Annotated in this window: 16 protein-coding genes; 10 read left to right on the plus strand and 6 right to left on the minus strand. The window is 68.4% G+C overall.

Annotated features, from left to right (window positions below; genetic code table 11):
• The first annotated feature begins 28 nt into the window (after positions 1-28).
• The 4 genes from PARJ55_RS0111905 to argF all read left to right on the plus strand — a co-directional run bounded on the left by PARJ55_RS0111905 (position 29) and on the right by argF (position 3,688).
• Positions 29-850, plus strand: a complete 822-nt coding sequence (locus PARJ55_RS0111905; protein ID WP_028713253.1) for an ABC transporter permease — start codon at positions 29-31, stop codon at positions 848-850.
• 172 nt (positions 851-1,022) lie between these two features.
• Positions 1,023-2,195, plus strand: a complete 1,173-nt coding sequence (locus PARJ55_RS0111910; RefSeq protein ID WP_028713254.1) for an aspartate aminotransferase family protein — start codon at positions 1,023-1,025, stop codon at positions 2,193-2,195.
• Positions 2,188-2,664 (plus strand): GNAT family N-acetyltransferase, encoded by a 477-nt coding sequence (locus tag PARJ55_RS0111915; RefSeq protein ID WP_028713255.1) that lies wholly within the window; start codon positions 2,188-2,190, stop codon positions 2,662-2,664. The genes PARJ55_RS0111910 and PARJ55_RS0111915 overlap by 8 nt, the downstream gene beginning before the upstream one ends.
• Before the next feature lie 97 nt (positions 2,665-2,761).
• Complete coding sequence (gene argF, locus PARJ55_RS0111920) at positions 2,762-3,688, plus strand: ornithine carbamoyltransferase (protein WP_028713256.1); 927 nt, start codon at positions 2,762-2,764, stop codon at positions 3,686-3,688.
• A 328-nt stretch (positions 3,689-4,016) separates the two neighbouring features.
• Here the strand turns inward: argF and PARJ55_RS0111925 are convergent, their stop codons facing one another.
• Both PARJ55_RS0111925 and PARJ55_RS0111930 read right to left on the minus strand, forming a co-directional pair.
• Positions 4,017-5,444: an HlyD family type I secretion periplasmic adaptor subunit gene (locus PARJ55_RS0111925; protein WP_084637834.1), complete on the minus strand. Its 1,428-nt coding sequence runs from the start codon at positions 5,442-5,444 to the stop codon at positions 4,017-4,019.
• Positions 5,441-7,183 carry a type I secretion system permease/ATPase gene (locus PARJ55_RS0111930; protein WP_028713258.1) on the minus strand — a complete coding sequence of 581 codons (1,743 nt, stop codon included), beginning with the start codon at positions 7,181-7,183 and terminating at the stop codon, positions 5,441-5,443. Before PARJ55_RS0111930 ends, PARJ55_RS0111925 begins: the two co-directional genes overlap by 4 nt.
• Before the next feature lie 180 nt (positions 7,184-7,363).
• Between PARJ55_RS0111930 and PARJ55_RS0111935 the strand changes: the two genes are divergently transcribed.
• Together PARJ55_RS0111935 and PARJ55_RS0111940 are read left to right on the plus strand one after the other, a co-directional pair.
• Positions 7,364-8,074, plus strand: a complete 711-nt coding sequence (locus PARJ55_RS0111935) for a VacJ family lipoprotein (RefSeq protein WP_028713259.1) — start codon at positions 7,364-7,366, stop codon at positions 8,072-8,074.
• Positions 8,064-8,672 carry a phospholipid-binding protein MlaC gene (locus PARJ55_RS0111940; RefSeq protein ID WP_028713260.1) on the plus strand — a complete coding sequence of 203 codons (609 nt, stop codon included), beginning with the start codon at positions 8,064-8,066 and terminating at the stop codon, positions 8,670-8,672. The genes PARJ55_RS0111935 and PARJ55_RS0111940 overlap by 11 nt, the downstream gene beginning before the upstream one ends.
• A gap of 55 nt (positions 8,673-8,727) precedes the next feature.
• On the opposite strand, the gene PARJ55_RS0111945 is transcribed toward PARJ55_RS0111940, so the two are convergent.
• Complete coding sequence (locus PARJ55_RS0111945) at positions 8,728-11,061, minus strand: transglycosylase domain-containing protein (RefSeq protein ID WP_028713261.1); 2,334 nt, start codon at positions 11,059-11,061, stop codon at positions 8,728-8,730.
• 259 nt (positions 11,062-11,320) lie between these two features.
• Here PARJ55_RS0111945 and PARJ55_RS0111950 point away from each other — a divergent pair, with 259 nt between their 5' ends.
• Complete coding sequence (locus PARJ55_RS0111950; RefSeq protein WP_198019353.1) at positions 11,321-12,766, plus strand: ammonium transporter; 1,446 nt, start codon at positions 11,321-11,323, stop codon at positions 12,764-12,766.
• A gap of 67 nt (positions 12,767-12,833) precedes the next feature.
• Here PARJ55_RS0111950 and PARJ55_RS0111955 read toward each other — a convergent pair whose 3' ends face one another.
• Positions 12,834-13,835, minus strand: a complete 1,002-nt coding sequence (locus tag PARJ55_RS0111955) for a polyprenyl synthetase family protein (RefSeq protein WP_028713263.1) — start codon at positions 13,833-13,835, stop codon at positions 12,834-12,836.
• Positions 13,836-13,910: 75 nt separating this feature from the next.
• Here PARJ55_RS0111955 and PARJ55_RS0111960 point away from each other — a divergent pair, with 75 nt between their 5' ends.
• Genes PARJ55_RS0111960 through PARJ55_RS23335 form a run of 3 tightly spaced genes read left to right on the plus strand, consistent with a single transcriptional unit; the run spans position 13,911 to position 15,097 of the window.
• A complete protein-coding gene (locus tag PARJ55_RS0111960) occupies positions 13,911-14,123 on the plus strand; it encodes a DUF2007 domain-containing protein (RefSeq protein ID WP_010398258.1) in 213 nt (70 codons plus the stop codon).
• Entirely contained in the window at positions 14,116-14,874 is a 759-nt protein-coding gene (locus tag PARJ55_RS0111965) for a tRNA1(Val) (adenine(37)-N6)-methyltransferase (protein WP_028713264.1), read from the plus strand. Before PARJ55_RS0111960 ends, PARJ55_RS0111965 begins: the two co-directional genes overlap by 8 nt.
• 58 nt (positions 14,875-14,932) lie before the next feature.
• Positions 14,933-15,097, plus strand: a complete 165-nt coding sequence (locus PARJ55_RS23335) for a YdcH family protein (RefSeq protein ID WP_084637836.1) — start codon at positions 14,933-14,935, stop codon at positions 15,095-15,097.
• A 110-nt stretch (positions 15,098-15,207) separates the two neighbouring features.
• Here PARJ55_RS23335 and PARJ55_RS0111975 read toward each other — a convergent pair whose 3' ends face one another.
• Both PARJ55_RS0111975 and PARJ55_RS0111980 read right to left on the minus strand, forming a co-directional pair.
• Complete coding sequence (locus PARJ55_RS0111975; RefSeq protein WP_028713265.1) at positions 15,208-15,933, minus strand: beta-ketoacyl-ACP reductase; 726 nt, start codon at positions 15,931-15,933, stop codon at positions 15,208-15,210.
• 86 nt (positions 15,934-16,019) lie between these two features.
• Positions 16,020-17,195 (minus strand): acetyl-CoA C-acetyltransferase, encoded by a 1,176-nt coding sequence (locus PARJ55_RS0111980; protein ID WP_028713266.1) that lies wholly within the window; start codon positions 17,193-17,195, stop codon positions 16,020-16,022.
• Between the last annotated feature and the right edge of the window lie 97 nt (positions 17,196-17,292).

Genomic DNA, 17,292 nt, shown 5'->3' on the forward strand with positions numbered 1-17,292 from the left:
TCCGAGCCCGCAAATTCAAGGAGCCCCGATGCAGCCCGACCCGACCAGCCCCGGATTCCGCCAGATGGGCGTACGCCGCTTCGGCCGGATGAACTGGCTGGGCCTCTATACGCTCAGCCGCCGCGAGATCATGCGCTTCATGTCGGTCTGGCAGCAGACCATCTTCGCGCCGCTGATGACCTCGGCGCTGTTCGTGATCGTCTTTGCCCTGGCGCTGGGGCGCAACCGCGGCGAGGTGATGGGCCTGCCCTATCTGGCCTTCCTGGGACCCGGCATCCTGATGATGACGGTGATCCAGAACGCCTTCGCCAATACTTCCTCGTCGATCATCTCGGCCAAGATGCAGGGCAATATCGTCGACACGCTGATGCCGCCGCTCTCGGCGGGCGAGATCCTGGCCGGCTATCTGATCGGCGCGGTGACGCGGGCGCTGATCGTCGCCGCCGCCATCGCCGCCGGCATGGCGCTGGTGATCGGGCAGGGGGTGGCGCATCCGGTCTGGGCGCTGGGTTTCGTGGTCTTGGGCGCGCTGCTGATGGGCGGGCTGGGGCTTCTGGCCGGGATCGTGGCGCAGAAATTCGACCAGATGGCGGTGATCACCAATTTCATCGTGACGCCGCTGTCCTTCCTGTCGGGCACCTTCTATTCCGTCGAGGCGCTGCCCGAGCCGTTCCGGGCGCTGGCGCATTGGAACCCGATCTTCTACCTGATCGACGGCGCGCGCTACGGCATCGCCGGGGTTTCCGACGCGCCGGTGCTGCGCGGGCTGGCGGTCTGCGCGCTGACCGTGGCGCTGGTGCTGTTCACCGCCTGGCGCTGGCTGGCCACCGGCTACCGCATGAAGCCCTGAAATCTCCGTTGCACGGGGCGCGCATCCGCGCTATGCGACGGGCATGATCGCCCGGACCGCCCATATCGCCCGTCCCCGACGTTGACGCCTTCAACGTCCGATCCCGCCTGCCTTTCCGTCTTTCCGTCAGCCATGGTGCCGCCGCGCGGCCGTTCCCAGAGAGGGTAACTCCATGATTTCGCACGTCCTGCCGACCTATAACCGCGCCCCCATCGCCTTCGAGCGGGGCGAGGGCTCCTGGGCCATCGCGACGGACGGGACGCGATATCTGGACCTGGGCGCCGGCATCGCCGTGAACGCGCTGGGTCACGCCAATCCCGACCTGGTCGCCGCGCTGACCGAGCAGGCGAACCGCATCTGGCATGTCTCGAACCTCTACCAGATCCCCGAGCAGGAGAAGCTGGCGGACCTGCTGGTCGAGCATACCTTTGCCGACACCGCCTTCATCACCAATTCCGGCACCGAGGCCGCGGAGCTGGCGATCAAGATGGTGCGCAAGTATTGGAGCGAGCAGGGCGATCCCGACCGCTACGAGATCCTGACCTTCGAGGGTGCCTTTCACGGCCGCTCGACCGGCGCCATCGCGGCGGCGGGTTCGGAAAAGATGGTCAAGGGCTTCGGCCCGCTGATGCCCGGCTTCCGGCAATTGCCCTGGGGCGACATGGAGGCGCTGAAGGCGGCGATCTCGGACCGCACCGCTGCCGTCATGCTGGAGCCGGTGCAGGGCGAGGGCGGCATCCGCCCGCTGCCCGATGCCGACCTGGCGGCGATCCGCGCGCTGTGCGACCGGACCGGCGCGCTGCTGGTGCTGGACGAGGTGCAGGCGGGCATGGGCCGCACCGGCAAGCTGTTCGCGCATGAATATGCCGGCATCGCCCCCGACATCATGATGGTCGCCAAGGGCATCGGCGGCGGCTTCCCGCTGGGCGCGGTGCTGGCCACGGAAAAGGCCGCCGCCGGCATGGCGGTGGGCACGCATGGCTCGACCTATGGCGGCAATCCCCTGGCCTGCGCGGTGGGCGCCAAGGTGATGCAGATCGTCGCCGCGCCCGAATTTCTGGCCGAGGTGAACCGCAAGGCCGCGCTGTTTCGCCAGAAGCTCGAGGGGCTGGTGGCGGCGCATCCCGATGTCTTCGACTTCGTGCGCGGCCAGGGGCTGATGCTGGGGCTGAAATGCAAGGTCGCGCCGGGCGAGGTGGTCAAGGCCGGCTATGCCGAGCATATCCTGACCGTGGCCGCGGCTGACGACACGCTGCGGCTGCTGCCGCCGCTGACCATCTCGGACGAGGAAATCGCCGAGGCGGTCGCCCGGCTCGACCGGGCGGCCAGCAGGATCGATGGATAGGTTCGGCTTCCGGCCGGTGACGCGCGCCGATCTGCCCATGCTGGCGGATTGGCTGCGCCTGCCCGAGGTGGCGCGCTGGTGGCGCGGCGCCGAGGAGCAGCTGGCCGGGATCGAGGAGGATCTGGAGGAGCCGGCCATGCGGCAATGGCTGGCCCTGCTGGACGGCGCGCCCATCGCCTATGCGCAATTCTACCCGGCGCATCACTGGGGCGCGCCGCATTTCGCCGGCCTGCCGGCCGATGCGCTGGCGATCGACTGCTTTTCTGGTCCCGCGGGTTTCGGCCATGGCGGCGCCTGGCTGCGCGCCCTGGGCGACCGGCTGCTGGCCGAGGCGCCGGTGCTGGTCATCGACCCCGAGCCCGACAACCTACGTGCGATCCGGGCCTATGGGAAGGCAGGCTTTCGCGGCGAAGAGCTGCGTCCCGCCGAGGACGGAACCCTGGCCCGCGTCATGACCCGGCACCGATGAGGTTGCGTCGAATTCCGCCGCGACACCGGGCCTTGGGCCTTGACCTCCGTTCGGCAAAGCGGCTTGCTTGCCGGATCAATGCGAAAGACAGTCAAAGATGAACAGTTTCCTCGACATCCATACCACCGACAAGGCAGATCTGCGCGGCATGATCGACACCGCGCGCCGGATGAAGGACGCGCGCAACGGCCAGCCCAAGGGAACGCCCGATGCCGATCTGCCGCTCAGGAACCGCATGGTGGCGCTGATCTTCGAAAAGCCCTCGACCCGGACCCGCGTCAGCTTCGACCTGGGCGTGCGGCAGATGGGCGGCCAGACCATGGTGCTGTCGGGCAAGGAGATGCAGCTGGGCCATGGCGAGACCATCGCCGACACTGCCCGGGTGCTGTCGCGCTATGTCGACCTGATCATGATCCGCACCTTCGAAGAGGCGACGCTGCTGGAAATGGCCGAGCATGCCAGCGTTCCGGTGATCAACGGCCTGACCAACCGCACCCATCCCTGTCAGATCATGGCCGATGTGATGACTTTCGAGGAGCATCGCGGGCCCATCGCCGGGCGCAAGGTGGTCTGGTCGGGCGACGGCAACAATGTCTGCTGCTCGATGATCCATGCCGCCGGCCAGTTCGGCTATGACTTCACCTTCACCGGCCCGCCCACGCTGGACCCAGAGCGCGAGGCGGTGGAATTCGCCCGCGCCCAGGGGGTGCAGGTGCAGATCGAGCGCGATCCGATGCGGGCGGTCGAGGGCGCCGATCTGGTGGTGACCGATACCTGGGTGTCGATGCATGATCCGCAATCGGCGCGCGAACGGCGGCACAACCAGCTGCGCCCCTATCAGGTGAACGAGGCGCTGATGGCGCGGGCCAAGCCGGATGCGCTGTTCATGCATTGCCTGCCGGCGCATCGCGACGACGAGGCGACCAGCGCGGTGATGGACGGGCCGAACTCGGTCATCTTCGACGAGGCCGAGAACCGGCTGCATGCGCAAAAGGCCATCATGCGCTGGTGCCTGGGCCTGTAGAGCATCGCGGCCGGCACGCATCCGCTTTCGGCCGGGATCGTCCTGGCCCGGATTGCTGGCCCCGGGCCTGCGACCGACCGGCCCCGGGAGGCGTTGCGGGGTCAAGGCCCCGCCTGACCGGGTCCAGGCATCGTCCCATGCCCGCCATTCGCCGCGGCGGGGGGTGGACCTGCCCCGGGTCTCGCGCAGGCCGGATCGGCGCATTTGCGGCAGTGGCCCCTGTGCCGGAGGCGTGGCAAAGGGGGCTCTGCCCCCGTCGCGCCGCGGCGCGACTCCCCCGGGATATTTGGACAAGAAAGAAGCGCGGAGGCTGCCGCGGGCGATCCTGTCAGTTCTCGCGGAAGGCGCGGGTGAAATAATCCGACAGCGGCTTCACCAGATAGGCCATCGGACTGCGGTCGCCGGTCTGGATATAGACCTCGACCGGCATGCCGGGCACCAGTTCCAGCCCCTGGAGCTTTTCGGCCTCGGCGGCGGGGATCGTCACCTCGGCCCGATAATAGGGCACATGGGTGGCCTGGTCGATCAGCGTGTCGGCGGAAACCCGGCTGAGCGTGCCGTCGATCTCGGGCGTGGTGCGCGACGAGAAGGACGAGAAGCGCAGCACCACCTGCTGTCCGGGATGGACCTCGTCGATATTGATCGGGGCGATGCGGGCCCCCACCACCAGCGGGCGGTCCTGGGGGATCAGGAACATGATCGGGTCCGCCGGCCGGATCACCGAGCGCGGCGTGGTGATCTGCAGTTCCTGCACCACGCCCGAGACCGGGGCGCGGATTTCCAGCCGGGTGATCTGCTCGAGCAGCGAGCGGCGCCGTTCGGCCAGTTCCAGTTCGCGATAGCCGAGCTCGCGCAGTTCGGTCTCGGCCGCCTCGCGGCGGGTTGCGGTCTTTTCCAGACGCGACAGGTCGATCTCGGCCAGCTGGGTCACGGCGCGGGCGCGCGTGGCGGTCGCCTCGCCCAGCAGCCCGTCGAGCCGCGCCGCCTCGCGTTCGAGCGCCAGCACGCGCGGCGCCTGCGCCAGGCCCTTTTCCAGCAGCGAGCGCTGGTCGCGCAGTTCTTGCGCGATGAAGCCCCTCTGCTGCTGCAGCGCCTGGCTCTGGGCATCCACCCCGCCGATCTGCGACTGGATCTGCTCGGCCTGTTTCGCCAGCTGGCCGAGCGACTGCTCGAGCGTATCGAGCCGGGCCAGGAACAGGCTTGACTGCCCGTCCATCAGCGCCTTCAGCTCGGGGCGCTTCGCGGCGGCCTCGATCAGGTCGGGCGGAAAGGCGATCTGCTTGCGGTCGGCGCGCTCGGCCTCGAGCCGGCCGCGGCGGGCGAGGATCTCGAAATACTGCCCTTCGACGATGGCCAGTTCGGTATTCAGCAGCGCGCCGTCCAGCCGGATCAGCGGCTGTCCGGCGCTCACGCTTTCGCCGTCCTGGATCAGGATTTCGGCGACCACCCCGCCATCCGGATGCTGGACGATCTGGCGGCGCTGTTCGACCTCGACCTGACCGGGGGCGACCACGGCGCCGGCGATCCGCGCCGTCCAGGCCCAGAGCCCGAAGCCGCCGATCAGCACCAGCAGGGCCAGCAGCCCCAGCAGCACCGGTCCGCGCGCCGACCACTCCGGACGTTTGCGGACCGGCCCTGGCGGCGGGGCCGGGCTTTCTGCACGGCGGGCGCGGAAGCGCGGCGCGGCCTCGCGGTCGGCCGTCGGGGGGGACAGCTTTTCGACCGGGGCGCGGCCAAGCTCGCTGGGATCGGTCATGTCACGCCTCCGCCTTGGCCCTGGGCGCGGACGATCTGGTCGGCGTTCCGGACCAGAGATTTCAGCACCTCGTCGCGCGGGCCGAAGGCGCGGCGCAGGCCCTGATCCATCACCAGCAGCATTTCGCATTCGCTGATCGCGGCGGGGCGATGCGCCATGATGATGACGGCGCCGCCGCGCGCCTTGATGTTGCGGATCGCCAGATTCAGCGCCGTGGAGCCCTCGTTGTCGAGATTCGAGTTCGGCTCGTCCAGCACGAAGATCACCGGATCGGCATAGAGCGCCCGGGCCAGGCCGATGCGCTGGATCTGGCCGCCCGACAGCCGGCCGCCGGTCTGGCTGACCCTGGTGTCATAGCCCTGCGGCAGGTCCAGGATCATCCGATGCGCGGCCGCCGCCATGGCTGCAGCGACGACGCGCTGCGGATCGGGTTCGGGGGAAAGCCGGGCGATGTTCTCGGCAATGGTGCCGTCGAACAGCGTGACCTGCTGCGGCAGGTAGCCGATCAGCCCGCCCAGCACGTCCGGGTCGTATTGGTCGAGTGTCGCGCCCCCCAGGCGGATCGAGCCGGAGGCCACCGGCCAGGCGGCGATCAGCGCGCGGGCCAGCGTCGTCTTGCCGGCGCCCGAGGGGCCGATCACGCCGAGCGCCTGGCCGGGACCCAGGTCGAAGCTGACCCCGCGCAGCGTGGCCACGGCCTGGCCGGGAGGGGCGACGGTCAGGTTGCGCACCTCGAGCAGCGCCTCGGGGCGGGGCAGGGGGGTCCGCTGCGGCACCGGCGGCCGGCGCGACAGCAGCTCGCCCAGCCGCCTCCAGCCGTCCTGGGCGCGCTGCACGATGGACCAGCCGCCCACCACCTGCTCGACCGGCGCGAGCGCCCGGCCCATCAGGATGGAAGAGGCGATCATCGCGCCCGGCGTCACCTCCTGCTGCAGCACCAGCCAGGCGCCGGCGGCCAGGATCGCGCTTTGCAGGAACAGCCGGAAGGTGCGGGAAAATACGGTGAAGCCGGTGGCGCGATCGTTGCCGCGCATCACCGCTTCGGTCGCGGCGTCCCGTGCGGCCTGCCAGCGTTCGAAGGCCGCCGACCGCATGCCGAGCGAGCCGATCAGCTCGCCCTCGTCGCGATAGAGGTCCGACATGCGCTCGGCCGACTGGCTGGCGATGGCCGCCTGCTGCAGCGCGTCGCGGCCGAGCCATTGGTTCAGCAGCGTCGCGCCGACCAGCACCGCCAGGCCCGCCGTCGCCACCGCGCCCAGCAGGGGGTGGAAAAGGAAGACCGCCGCCAGGAAGAACGGCGCCCAGGGCAGGTCGAACAGCGCCATCAGCACCGGCGAGGCGATCAGCCGCTGCACCGCCTCGAGATCGCGCATCCCGCCGCGCACCACCAGGTCCGAGCCGACGGCCTGGCCGTCCTGAAGCGCGGCGGTGAAGACGCGGCCCTCCATCCGTTCCTGGAAACGGGCGGCGATGCGGGACATGACGCGGTTGCGCGCCAGGTCGATCACCCCCATCAGGGTGAACAGGAAGACCACCAGCAGGAACAGCGCCGTCAGCGTCTCGACCGAGCGGCTGGCCAGGACCCGGTCATAGACCTGCATCATGAAAAGCGGCCCGGTCAGCATCAGCATGTTCACCGCGAACGAGAACAGGCCGACAAAGACGTAAAGCTGCCAGGCCCTGCCCCGGGCGGATTTCAGCTCTTTCTGGCCGTCATGTCGCGTCGGCGGCAATGCCATGCCGGTTCCTTCCTCGTCAACCTGTCCGGGCTTGCCCGGAATCGTTCCAGCGCATATCCCAAAGCGCGGCCGTGAAACAGTCCGCTCGCCACCCCCGGTCCCGCCGAGGCGAATCGTCGCCGCCTTGACAGGTCATAGCCACGGAAGGTTACCAAAAGCTTGCCCGCGCGGAATTTTTCAATGCTTCTTTTCGTCACCGCGATTCTGGCGGCCTGTTCTGCGGATCGCGGTGCCGAGGGCATCAACGATCCCTATGAGCCGATGAACCGCAAGATCCATGCCTTCAACCGCGGGCTCGATGCGCGGGTGGTCAAGCCGCTGGGCGCGGGCATGGCGGGCGAAGGCGACGACGGATTGGGCAGCCATGCCCTTGAGGCCGTTGGGAATTTCGGGTCGAACCTCGCGCTGCCCGGCAAGGCGGCGAACCACCTTCTGCAAGGCAGGCCGGCGCCGGCGGTGCGGACGAGCTTTCGCTTTCTGGTGAATTCGACGCTGGGGCTGGCCGGCTTCCTGGACCCGGCGGGCAAGGATTTCGCCTTGCCCGAGGAAGACACGGATTTCGGCGAGACGCTGGCCGTCTGGGGGTTGGGCGAGGGGGCCTATCTGGAGCTGCCGCTGATCGGGCCCTCGACGACGCGCGACGCGGCCGGGCGGGTGGTCGATCTGGTGCTTGACCCGATGCGCGGCTGGCTGAACCGCGACCAGTATCTGATCGGCATGGGGGCACGGGTCGCCTCAAAAGCCGGTGAACGGGGCCGTTTTGGCGATTCCGTCGATTCCATCCTGCACGAAAGCGCCGATAGTTATGCCCAGACGCGGCTGATCTGGTTGCAGCATCGCCGCCACGAGCTTGGCGAGGAAGGAGAGCACATTGACCCTTATGCCGAATGAGATCCGCCAGCCGGATCGCCGGGGCTTCCTGGGCCTGGTCGGCGCCGGGCTGGCGCTGGCGGCCACTCCGGCCTGGGCGCTGGACACGAACGAGGCCCGGGCGCTGATCCAGACCTCGCTGGACGAGGTCTATGCCGTGATCAATTCCGGCCAGCCGCCGGCACAGATGTATCGCGCCTTCGAAGCGATCTTCGCGCGCTATGCGGATGTCGAGATCATCGCCCGCTCGGCGCTGGGTCCGGCGGCACGGCAGGCCGGCGCCGCCGAATTCGCCGATTACAGGCAGGCTTTCCAAGGTTATATCGGCCGCAAATACGGCAAGCGCTTCCGCGAGTTCATCGGCTCCAAGATCGAGGTGACGGGCGCCCGGCCGGTGAAATCCTTCTATGCCGTGACCTCGGTCGCCTATCTCAAGGGCCGCAGCCCGATGGAAGTCGAGTGGCATGTCTCGGACAAGTCCGGGAAAAGCCGCTATTTCAACATCATCATCGAGGGGGTGAACATGCTCGCCTCGGAACGGGCCGAGATCGGGGCGATGCTGGCGCGGCGCAAGGGCGATCTGGCGGCGCTGGCGGCGGATCTGCGGCAGGCGGGCTGAAACATCCGTCCTGCGGAAAAGGGAAGGCCGGCCCCGCGGGACCGGCCTTTTGCCATTACTGCTGATAGACCCCTTCGATGCCGCGCAACGCCTGGGTCAGCGCGTCCTCGGTGCCGCCATCGGCGCCGGGCACCGGCATCTCGGCCTCGGGGCCGCTGGTCACGGTCTCGGCCGGGAAGGTCGGCGGGCCGCCGGGGGTCTGCACGCCGGGATCGGGCAGCGCTTGCCCCTCGGCGGGCGCCTGCGCCTGTCCCTGAGGCGAGGGCTGGCCGAGCGCCTCGGACAGCGCCGCGGCCAGCGGATCCGCCGCGCCGTCGCCGCCGGTGCTGACCACCTGCGGCACGGCGCTGTCGGGATCGAAGGCGAAATTGCCCAGCGGCTCGACCGGCAGGCCGTCATGGATCTCGGCCATCACCGCCTGCCAGATCTCGGCCGGCAGCCCGCCGCCGGTCACGCCCTTGAGCGGCGTGTTGTCGTCATAGCCCATCCAGACACCGGTGACATATTGCCCGGTGAAGCCGATGAACCAGGCATCGCGATAGCTGGAGGTGGTGCCGGTCTTGCCCGCCGCCGGACGGCCCGGCAGCTTGGCGCGGGTGCCGGTGCCGCGCTCGATCACCTGCTGCATCATGCCGATCAGCTCTCCGGCCGCCTTTTGCGAGATCACCCGCTGGCCCATGCCGCCGGCCTGGCCGATCAGCGCCTGGTCGTCGCCCTTGATGCGCAGCTCGACCAGGCCATAGGGGCTGACCGCGGTGCCGCCGTTGCGGATGCCGGCATAGGCGCCGGTCATCGCCAGCAGCGTCGATTCCGACACGCCCAGCCCCAGCGAGGGGCCGCTGGCCAGGTCGTTGGCAAAGCCGAAATCCTGCGCGACCCGGCGCACGGCGTCGCGGCCGGCGATCTCTTGCAGGCGGATCGTGGCGGTGTTCAGCGATTGCGACAGCGCCCGGGTCAGCGTCACCTCGCCCAGATAGCGGCGGGTATAGTTCTGCGGCGACCAGGGACCCGAGCCGCGCACGTTGATGGTCAGCGGCGCGTCCAGAACCGTGTCGTTGGGGCTGTAGCCCTGGTCCAGCGCCGCGGCATAGACGAAGGGCTTGAAGCTCGAGCCGGTCTGCCGCTTGGCCTGCGTCGCCCGGTTGAAAGTGCCGGTCGCGGTATTGTCGCGCCCGCCGATCATCGCCCGGACCGCGCCGTCGGGCGACATCACCACCACGGCCGCCTGCGCCTTGGAGCCGGGCGCGACCTTCTCGTCGAAGATACGCTTCAGCGCGCGTTCGGCGGCCCGCTGCACCCGCTGGTCGAAGGTGGTGGTGATGGTGACGTCCTCGGTCGTCTCGCTGGTCAGGAAGCCGGGGCCGGATTCCATCACCCAATCGGCGAAATAGCCGCCGGCCCGCGCCGCCGCCGCCTTGGACAGCGCCGCCGGCTGCGCCTTGGCCTCGGCGAACTGCTTGTCGTCCAGATAGCCCTGGTCGTGCATCAGCCCCAGGATGACCGAGGCCCGGTCCTGCGCCCGCTGCAGGTTCGAGGTCGGCGCGAAATAGCTGGGCGCCTTGAGCAGCCCGGCCAGCATCGCCGCCTCGGCGGCGTTCACCTCGGCGGCCGACTTGTCGAAATAGCGTTGCGCCGCCGCCTCGAAGCCGCGCGCCCCCGCGCCCAGATAGGAGCGGTTCATGTAGATGTTGAGGATGTCCTGCTTGGAGTATTTGAACTCCATCGCCAGCGCATAGGGCACTTCCTTGACCTTGCGCCAGATCGAGGACTTGCGGCATTCCGCCTCGAACTCGGCCTCGGATTTCCAGCGGATCGGGTCGAAGCTTTCGCCCAGGCACAGCAGTTTCGCGACCTGCTGGGTGATGGTCGAGCCGCCATTGCCCTCCAGCGGGCCGCGGCCCTGGGACAGGTTGATCCGGATGGCGCTGGCGATGCCCTGCGGATCCACGCCGAGGTGGCGATAGAATCGCTTGTCCTCGGTCGCGACCACCGCATTCTTCAGCACCGGGGCGATCTTGTCGGCGCTGACCATGCCGAAAGTTTCGCCACGCCAGGCGAAGACCCGCCCCTCGGTGTCCAGCATGGTGACCGAACCGCGGGCACGGCCGTCGAAAAGCGCCGAAGGTTCGGGCAGCGTCGTGTAGTAATAGAAGCTGGCGGCAAAGAGAATCAGCGCCACGGTCAGCCCCAGCCGCCAGACCGAGCCCCAGATCACCCGCCAGACCAGCAAGACGATTCCGGCGATTCCCCGCGTGACGACATTGCCGCGCCGCGGCTTCCGCGGCGGCTTGCCCGAGGATCCGCCGGATTGTTTCTGCCTTTTCTGAGGGGCTTGGTCGAAATTGCGCTTGTCCGCGACAATGCGGCCTGTGCCGGTCGGTTTCTTCATGCCTGCTTTCCTGCCCGGCCGAGTGCTCCGGCCCGTTGGCGCGCAACATACAGCAAAGCCCGGGGCTTGAGAACCGAGTTGACCTATCAGTGAACTGCCCCGTCATGGCGCAAAGCCCGGCAAGGCTGCCCTTTTTCCGGGCAGACGAGGCGCGGGCTCGGCCGAAAGCTGCACAAACCTTGTGCCCGGCCGCGGGCGACGGGTTTTCTGGCCGGGACATGGAACTGCTGCAACGCAGAAAGAAGGTGCAGGAAACATGATGAGACCTACCGCGATCAAACCCATGATCCCGGCGCTCGCCCTCCCGCTGATCGGGCTGGCGGTGCCGGCCCTGGCGCAGGATGCCGAAAGCCCCGCCGCCGCCGTCGAAGCCGTCGTCGAGGCGGTCGCGCCCATCGTGGACAAGGGCGACACGACCTGGATGATGATTTCGGCCATCCTGGTCATGGCCATGTCCATCCCGGGGCTGGCGCTGTTCTATGGCGGGCTGGTGCGCGCCAGGAACATGCTGTCCGTGCTGATGCAGGTCTTCACCGTCTTCTGCATCATGTCGATCCTCTGGGTCTGCTTCGGCTATTCGCTGGCCTTCACCGGCGCCGGCTCGGCCGAGGAGGCGAACTGGCTCACGCCCTTCATCGGCGGCTTCTCCAAGGCGTTCCTGGCGGGGGTGGACAGCTCGTCGCTGGCCGAGACCTTCACCACCAATGTCTATGTGCCGGAATATGTCTTCATCATCTTCCAGATGGCCTTCGCCTGCATCGCGCCGGCGCTGATCGTCGGCGCCACGGTCGAGCGGATGAAGTTCCAGGCCATGCTGGCCTTCGTTGTGATCTGGTTCTTCTTCTCCTACCTGCCGATGGCGCATATGGTCTGGTGGTGGGGCGGGCCCTCGGCCTTTGACGCGCCCGGGGGCTTCCTGTTCGGCCATGGCGATCTGGACTTTGCCGGCGGCACGGTCATCCATATCAACGCCGGCGTCGCCGGCCTGGTCGCCGCGCTGGTCGTCGGCCCGCGCCTCGGCTACGGCAAGGAGCTGATGGCGCCGCACAACCTGCCCTTCACCTTCCTCGGCGGCTGCCTGCTGTGGATCGGCTGGTTCGGCTTCAACGCCGGCTCGAACATGGAGGCCACCGGCACCGCCGCCATGGCGATCCTGAACACCACCGTCGCCACCTCGGCCGCGGCGCTGGCCTGGGCCTTCGGCGAATGGCTGTTCCGCGGCCATCCCTCGCTTCTGGGCGGCATCTCGGGCGCCATTGCCGGGCTTGTCGGCATCACTCCCGCCGCCGGTTTCGTGGGCCCGATGGGTGCCATCGTCATCGGCCTGGCCGCCGGCTTCCTGTGCATGTGGTTCGTGGTCAGCCTGAAGGCGAAGCTGGGCGTGGACGAAAGCCTGGACGTGTTCGGCATCCACGGCATCGGCGGCATCGTCGGCGCCATCCTGACCGGGGTCTTCGCGGCGCCGTCGCTGGGCGGCTCGGGCATCTACGACTATGCCACCGAATCGGTCGTGGCCGGCTACGACATCGCCGGCCAGCTGATGACGCAGACGCTGGGCGTGATCGTGGCGGTGGTCTGGTCGGCGGTGGTCTCGTTCATCGCGCTGATGATCGTCAAGGCGGTGGTCGGCCTGCGCGTCTCGGACAATGACGAGCGGCAGGGCCTCGACGTCACCACCCATGGCGAAAGCGCCTATAACAGCTGAGGCAGGGCTTCAGGCCAAGGAAAAGCCCGGCGCGAGCCGGGCTTTTTCGTTGCGCGGCGTCCGGCGGTCAGGCCAGGCGCGAGACCACGAAATCCGCCAGATCCGCCAGGATCCTGCGCAGGGGCTGGTCGGGGGCGGTCTGCAGGGCCGCCTTGGCGCGGCCCGCCCAGGCGATGGCGTCGGCGCGTGCGGCCTCCAGCGCCTCGCGGCGGCGCAGGATCTCCAGGGCGGCAGCCAGGTCGGATTCCTCCTGCCGGCCCTGGCCGATGGTGCGCTCCCAGAAGGCGCGTTCCTCGGCATCGGCGCGGGCAATGGCCTTGATCACCGGCAGGGTCAGCTTGCGCTCGCGGAAATCGTCGCCGACATTCTTGCCGATCACGGTGGTCGAGCCGCCGTAATCCAGAAGGTCGTCCACGATCTGGAAGGCGATTCCCAGCGCGTCGCCGTAATCGAACAGCGCCCGCTGCACCGCCGGCTCGGCGCCGGCGACCACCGCGCCCGCCTCGGTCGCGGCCGAGAACAGCGCCGCCGTCTTGCCGCGCACGATCTGGATATAGGTATCCTCGGTCGTGGCGATGTCCTGCGCGGCGGTCAGCTGCAGAACCTCGCCCTCGGCGATGGTGGCGCTGGCATTGGCCAGGATGCGCATGACCTGCATGCTTTCCGTGTCCGCCATCAGCTGGAAGCTGCGCGCGAACAGATAATCGCCGACCAGCACGCTGGACTTGTTGTCCCACAGCAGGTTCGCCGTCGGCCGGCCGCGGCGCTGCTGGCTTTCGTCGACCACGTCGTCATGCAAGAGCGTCGCGGTATGGATGAACTCGACCGCGGCGGCCAGCAGGACATGGCTTTCGCCCGCATAGCCGCAAAGCCGCGCGGCGGCCAGCACCAGCATCGGCCGCAGCCGCTTGCCGCCGGCCTCGACCAGATGCGCGGTGACCTCGGGAATGCGGGGGGCGTGGCGGCTGGCCATGCGTTCGCGGATCAGTGCGTTGACCCGGTCCATATCCCCGGCAAGTTCGGCCGAAAGCCGGTCGAGCGGCTTGGAGACGTTTTCGTTCATGCCCATCAGCGATCCCCTTTCGCCGCAAGCCATTGCCATGCCATGGACACATGCGCAACAGCCGCGTAACTTTCCCGTGTCATGAAAGAGCTTCTGCGCACCACCGACCCGCTTCTCATCACCCGCGCCGCCGACCTGCTGGCGGCCGAGGGCATCCAGTCCTTTCCGCTGGACCAGCACATGAGCGTGCTCGAGGGTTCGCTGGGCATCCTGCCGCGGCGGCTGATGGTCGCGGATCGCGACCTGTTCATGGCGCGCGCCATCCTGCGGGACAATCGCATCCACCATGACTGAGCTGCGCGAGGACGGCTTCCTCGGCGGCCGGCTGCGCATCCTTCAGCCCGCGCGCGGCTATCGCGCCGGGGCCGATGCGGTGATGCTGGCCGCCGCCTGCCCGGCGCGGGCCGGCGACAGCGTGCTGGAACTGGGCTGCGGGGCCGGGGTGGCGCTGCTTTGCCTTGGCGCGCGGGTGCCGGGACTGCACCTGGCGGGGCTGGAGCTGCAGCCCGCCTATGCCGAACTGGCGCGACGCAATGCCGCGGCCAATGCCATCCCGGCGGAACTGTATCAGGGCGACCTGGCCCGGATGCCCGCCGAGCTGCGCGGCCGGAGCTTCGACCATGTCATCGCCAATCCGCCCTATTTCACCGGCGGCCCGCCGGCGCCGGATGCCGGTCGCGGCCGCGCCCGGCACGAGGCGACTCCGCTGCCGCAATGGGTCGAGGCCGGGCTGCGCCGGCTGCGGCCGGGCGGCCGGCTGACGCTGATCCAGCGCGCCGATCGGCTGGCGGCGATTCTGGCGGCGCTTTCCGGCCCGGCCGGGGCGATCGCGATCCTGCCGGTGGCGGCGCGCGCGGGGCGCGAGGCGGGGCGGATCATCGTCTCTGCCCGCAAGGGCGCGCGGGCGCCGCTGCGCCTGCTCACGCCCTTCGTCATGCATGCGAAACCGTCACATGCGGGCGATCAGGAGGACCTGACCGAGGCCGCGCAGGCGGTTTTGCGCGGGGGTGCGGCACTTTCGCTCGAGGGGCCGAATTTTCGGTGACAATGTGACGATTCTGTGCTGCAATCCCTTGGTTCGATCAATCCAAGAGGAGGACGACATGTCGGTTGAATCCCATGTTCAGGAGCTTCGCCGCAAACATCAGTCACTTTCGAACGCCATCGAGGCCGCGCATCGCAGCCCCGGCATGGATGACCTCACCATCGCCCAGATGAAGAAGGAAAAACTTCGCCTCAAGGAAGAGATCACACGCCTGTCGCATTGACCTGTGACACGGGCGGGCCCGGTCCCGCCCGCGGCCCTGACCATGGAATGAGAAACGGCCCGCGAGATCTCGCGGGCCGTTGCCATTTCGCAGCCTGTCCGGCCAAGGGGTCAGACGAAGAACTGGCCGCCGTTCGCGCTGATGGTCGAGCCGGTGATGAAGCCGGCCTCGTCCGAGGCCAGGAAGGTGACGCAGCGCGCGATCTCTTCGGGTTCGCCCAAGCGTCCGACCGGGATCTGGGGGATGATGCGCTCGTTCAGCACCTTCTCGTCGATGGCGCGGACCATCTCGGTGCCGATATAGCCCGGGCAGATCGCGTTCACGGTGATGCCGGCGCGCGCGCCCTCCTGGGCCAGGGCCTTGGTGAAGCCCAGGTCGCCCGCCTTGGCCGCCGAATAATTCGCCTGGCCGGCCTGCCCCTTCTGGCCGTTGATCGAGCTGATGTTGATGATGCGGCCGAACTTGCGGTCGCGCATGCCCGACCAGACCGGATGGGTCATGTTGAAGAGACCGGTCAGGTTGGTGTCGATGACCTCCTTCCACTGCTGGGGGGTCATCTTGTGGAACATCGCGTCGCGGGTGATGCCGGCATTGTTGACCAGCACGGCGATGGGGCCCAGCTCCTCCTCGACCTGCTTGATGCCCGCCGCACAGGCGTCATAATCCGCCACCGACCATTTATAAGTCTTGATGCCGGTCTCCTCGGTAAAGGCGCGGGCGGCATCGTCATTGCCGGCGTAATTCGCGGCGACCGTATAGCCCGCCTCCTTCAGCGCCTTCGAGATCGCCGCGCCGATGCCGCGCGACCCGCCGGTCACAAGGGCCACTTTTGCCATTTCTCGTCCCCCTTTGAAAATGGTCTTGAAATTGTGTTACCGAACCCGGCCGGCGCGCGCAAGATAGTTGCGCGCGCCTTTTTCGATCAGGGACGTTCCAGGCAAAGGGCGACGCCCATGCCGCCGCCGATGCACAGCGTCGCCAGACCCTTCTTGGCGTCGCGGCGCTGCATCTCGAACAGCAGCGTGTTCAGGATGCGCGCGCCCGAGGCGCCGATCGGGTGGCCGATGGCGATGGCGCCGCCGTTGACGTTGACGATGGCCGGATCCCAGCCCATGTCGCGGTTGACGGCGATGGCCTGGGCGGCAAAGGCCTCGTTCGCCTCGACCAGGTCCAGGTCGCCGACCGACCAGCCGGCCCGCTCCAGCGCCCTGCGGCTGGCCGGGATCGGGCCGGTGCCCATGATCTGCGGATCGACGCCGGCCGTCGCATAGGAGGCGATGCGCGCCAGCGGCGTCAGGCCGCGGCGGGCGGCCTCGTCCTCGGTCATCACCAGCACGGCGGCGGCGCCGTCATTCAGGCCCGAGGCGTTGCCGGCGGTCACCGTGCCCTCCTTGCTGAAGGCGGGGCGCAGCTTCTCCATCGCCTCCAGCGTGGCACCGTGGCGGATGTATTCGTCGGCATCGACCACCGTCTCGCCCTTGCGGGTCTTGATCGTCACCGGCACGATCTCATCGGCGAACTTCCCGGCCTTCTGCGCCGCTTCGGCCTTGTTCTGCGAGGCGACGGCAAACTCGTCCTGCTCGGCGCGGGTGATGCCCCATTTCGAGGCGACGTTCTCGGCCGTGGTGCCCATGTGGTAGTCGTGGAAGGCGTCCCAGAGCCCGTCCTTGATCATGGTGTCGAGCATCTTCATGTCGCCCATCTTCTGCCCCGAGCGGATATAGGCGGCATGGGGCGCCAGCGACATCGATTCCTGGCCGCCCGCCGCGACCACGGTGGCGTCGCCCAAGAGCACCTGCTGCGCCGCCAGCGCGACCGAGCGCAGGCCCGAGCCGCAGACCTGGTTCAGCACCCAGGCGGCGGAACCCTGCGGATAGCCGGCCTTGATATGGGCCTGACGGCCCGGGTTCTGGCCCTGGCCGGCGGTCAGGACCTGGCCGAGGATGGTTTCGGACACTTCGGAAGGATCGATGCCGGCGCGCTCGACGATGGCCTTCAGGACGATGGCGCCAAGGTCATGCGCGGGCAGGTTCGCATAGGATCCCAGAAAACTGCCGACGGGGGTGCGCGCGGCAGAAACGATTACGGCTTTGGTCATGACAGGTTCCCTCCTGATGCCGAGACGATCGGTGCATGCCGACGTTTGCCGTTTCGTTACCCGAGGTCAAGCGGACTTGGCGGCAGGTCCGGCGCGG

The organism is Paracoccus sp. J55 (assembly GCF_000513975.1).
Lineage (GTDB): Bacteria > Pseudomonadota > Alphaproteobacteria > Rhodobacterales > Rhodobacteraceae > Paracoccus.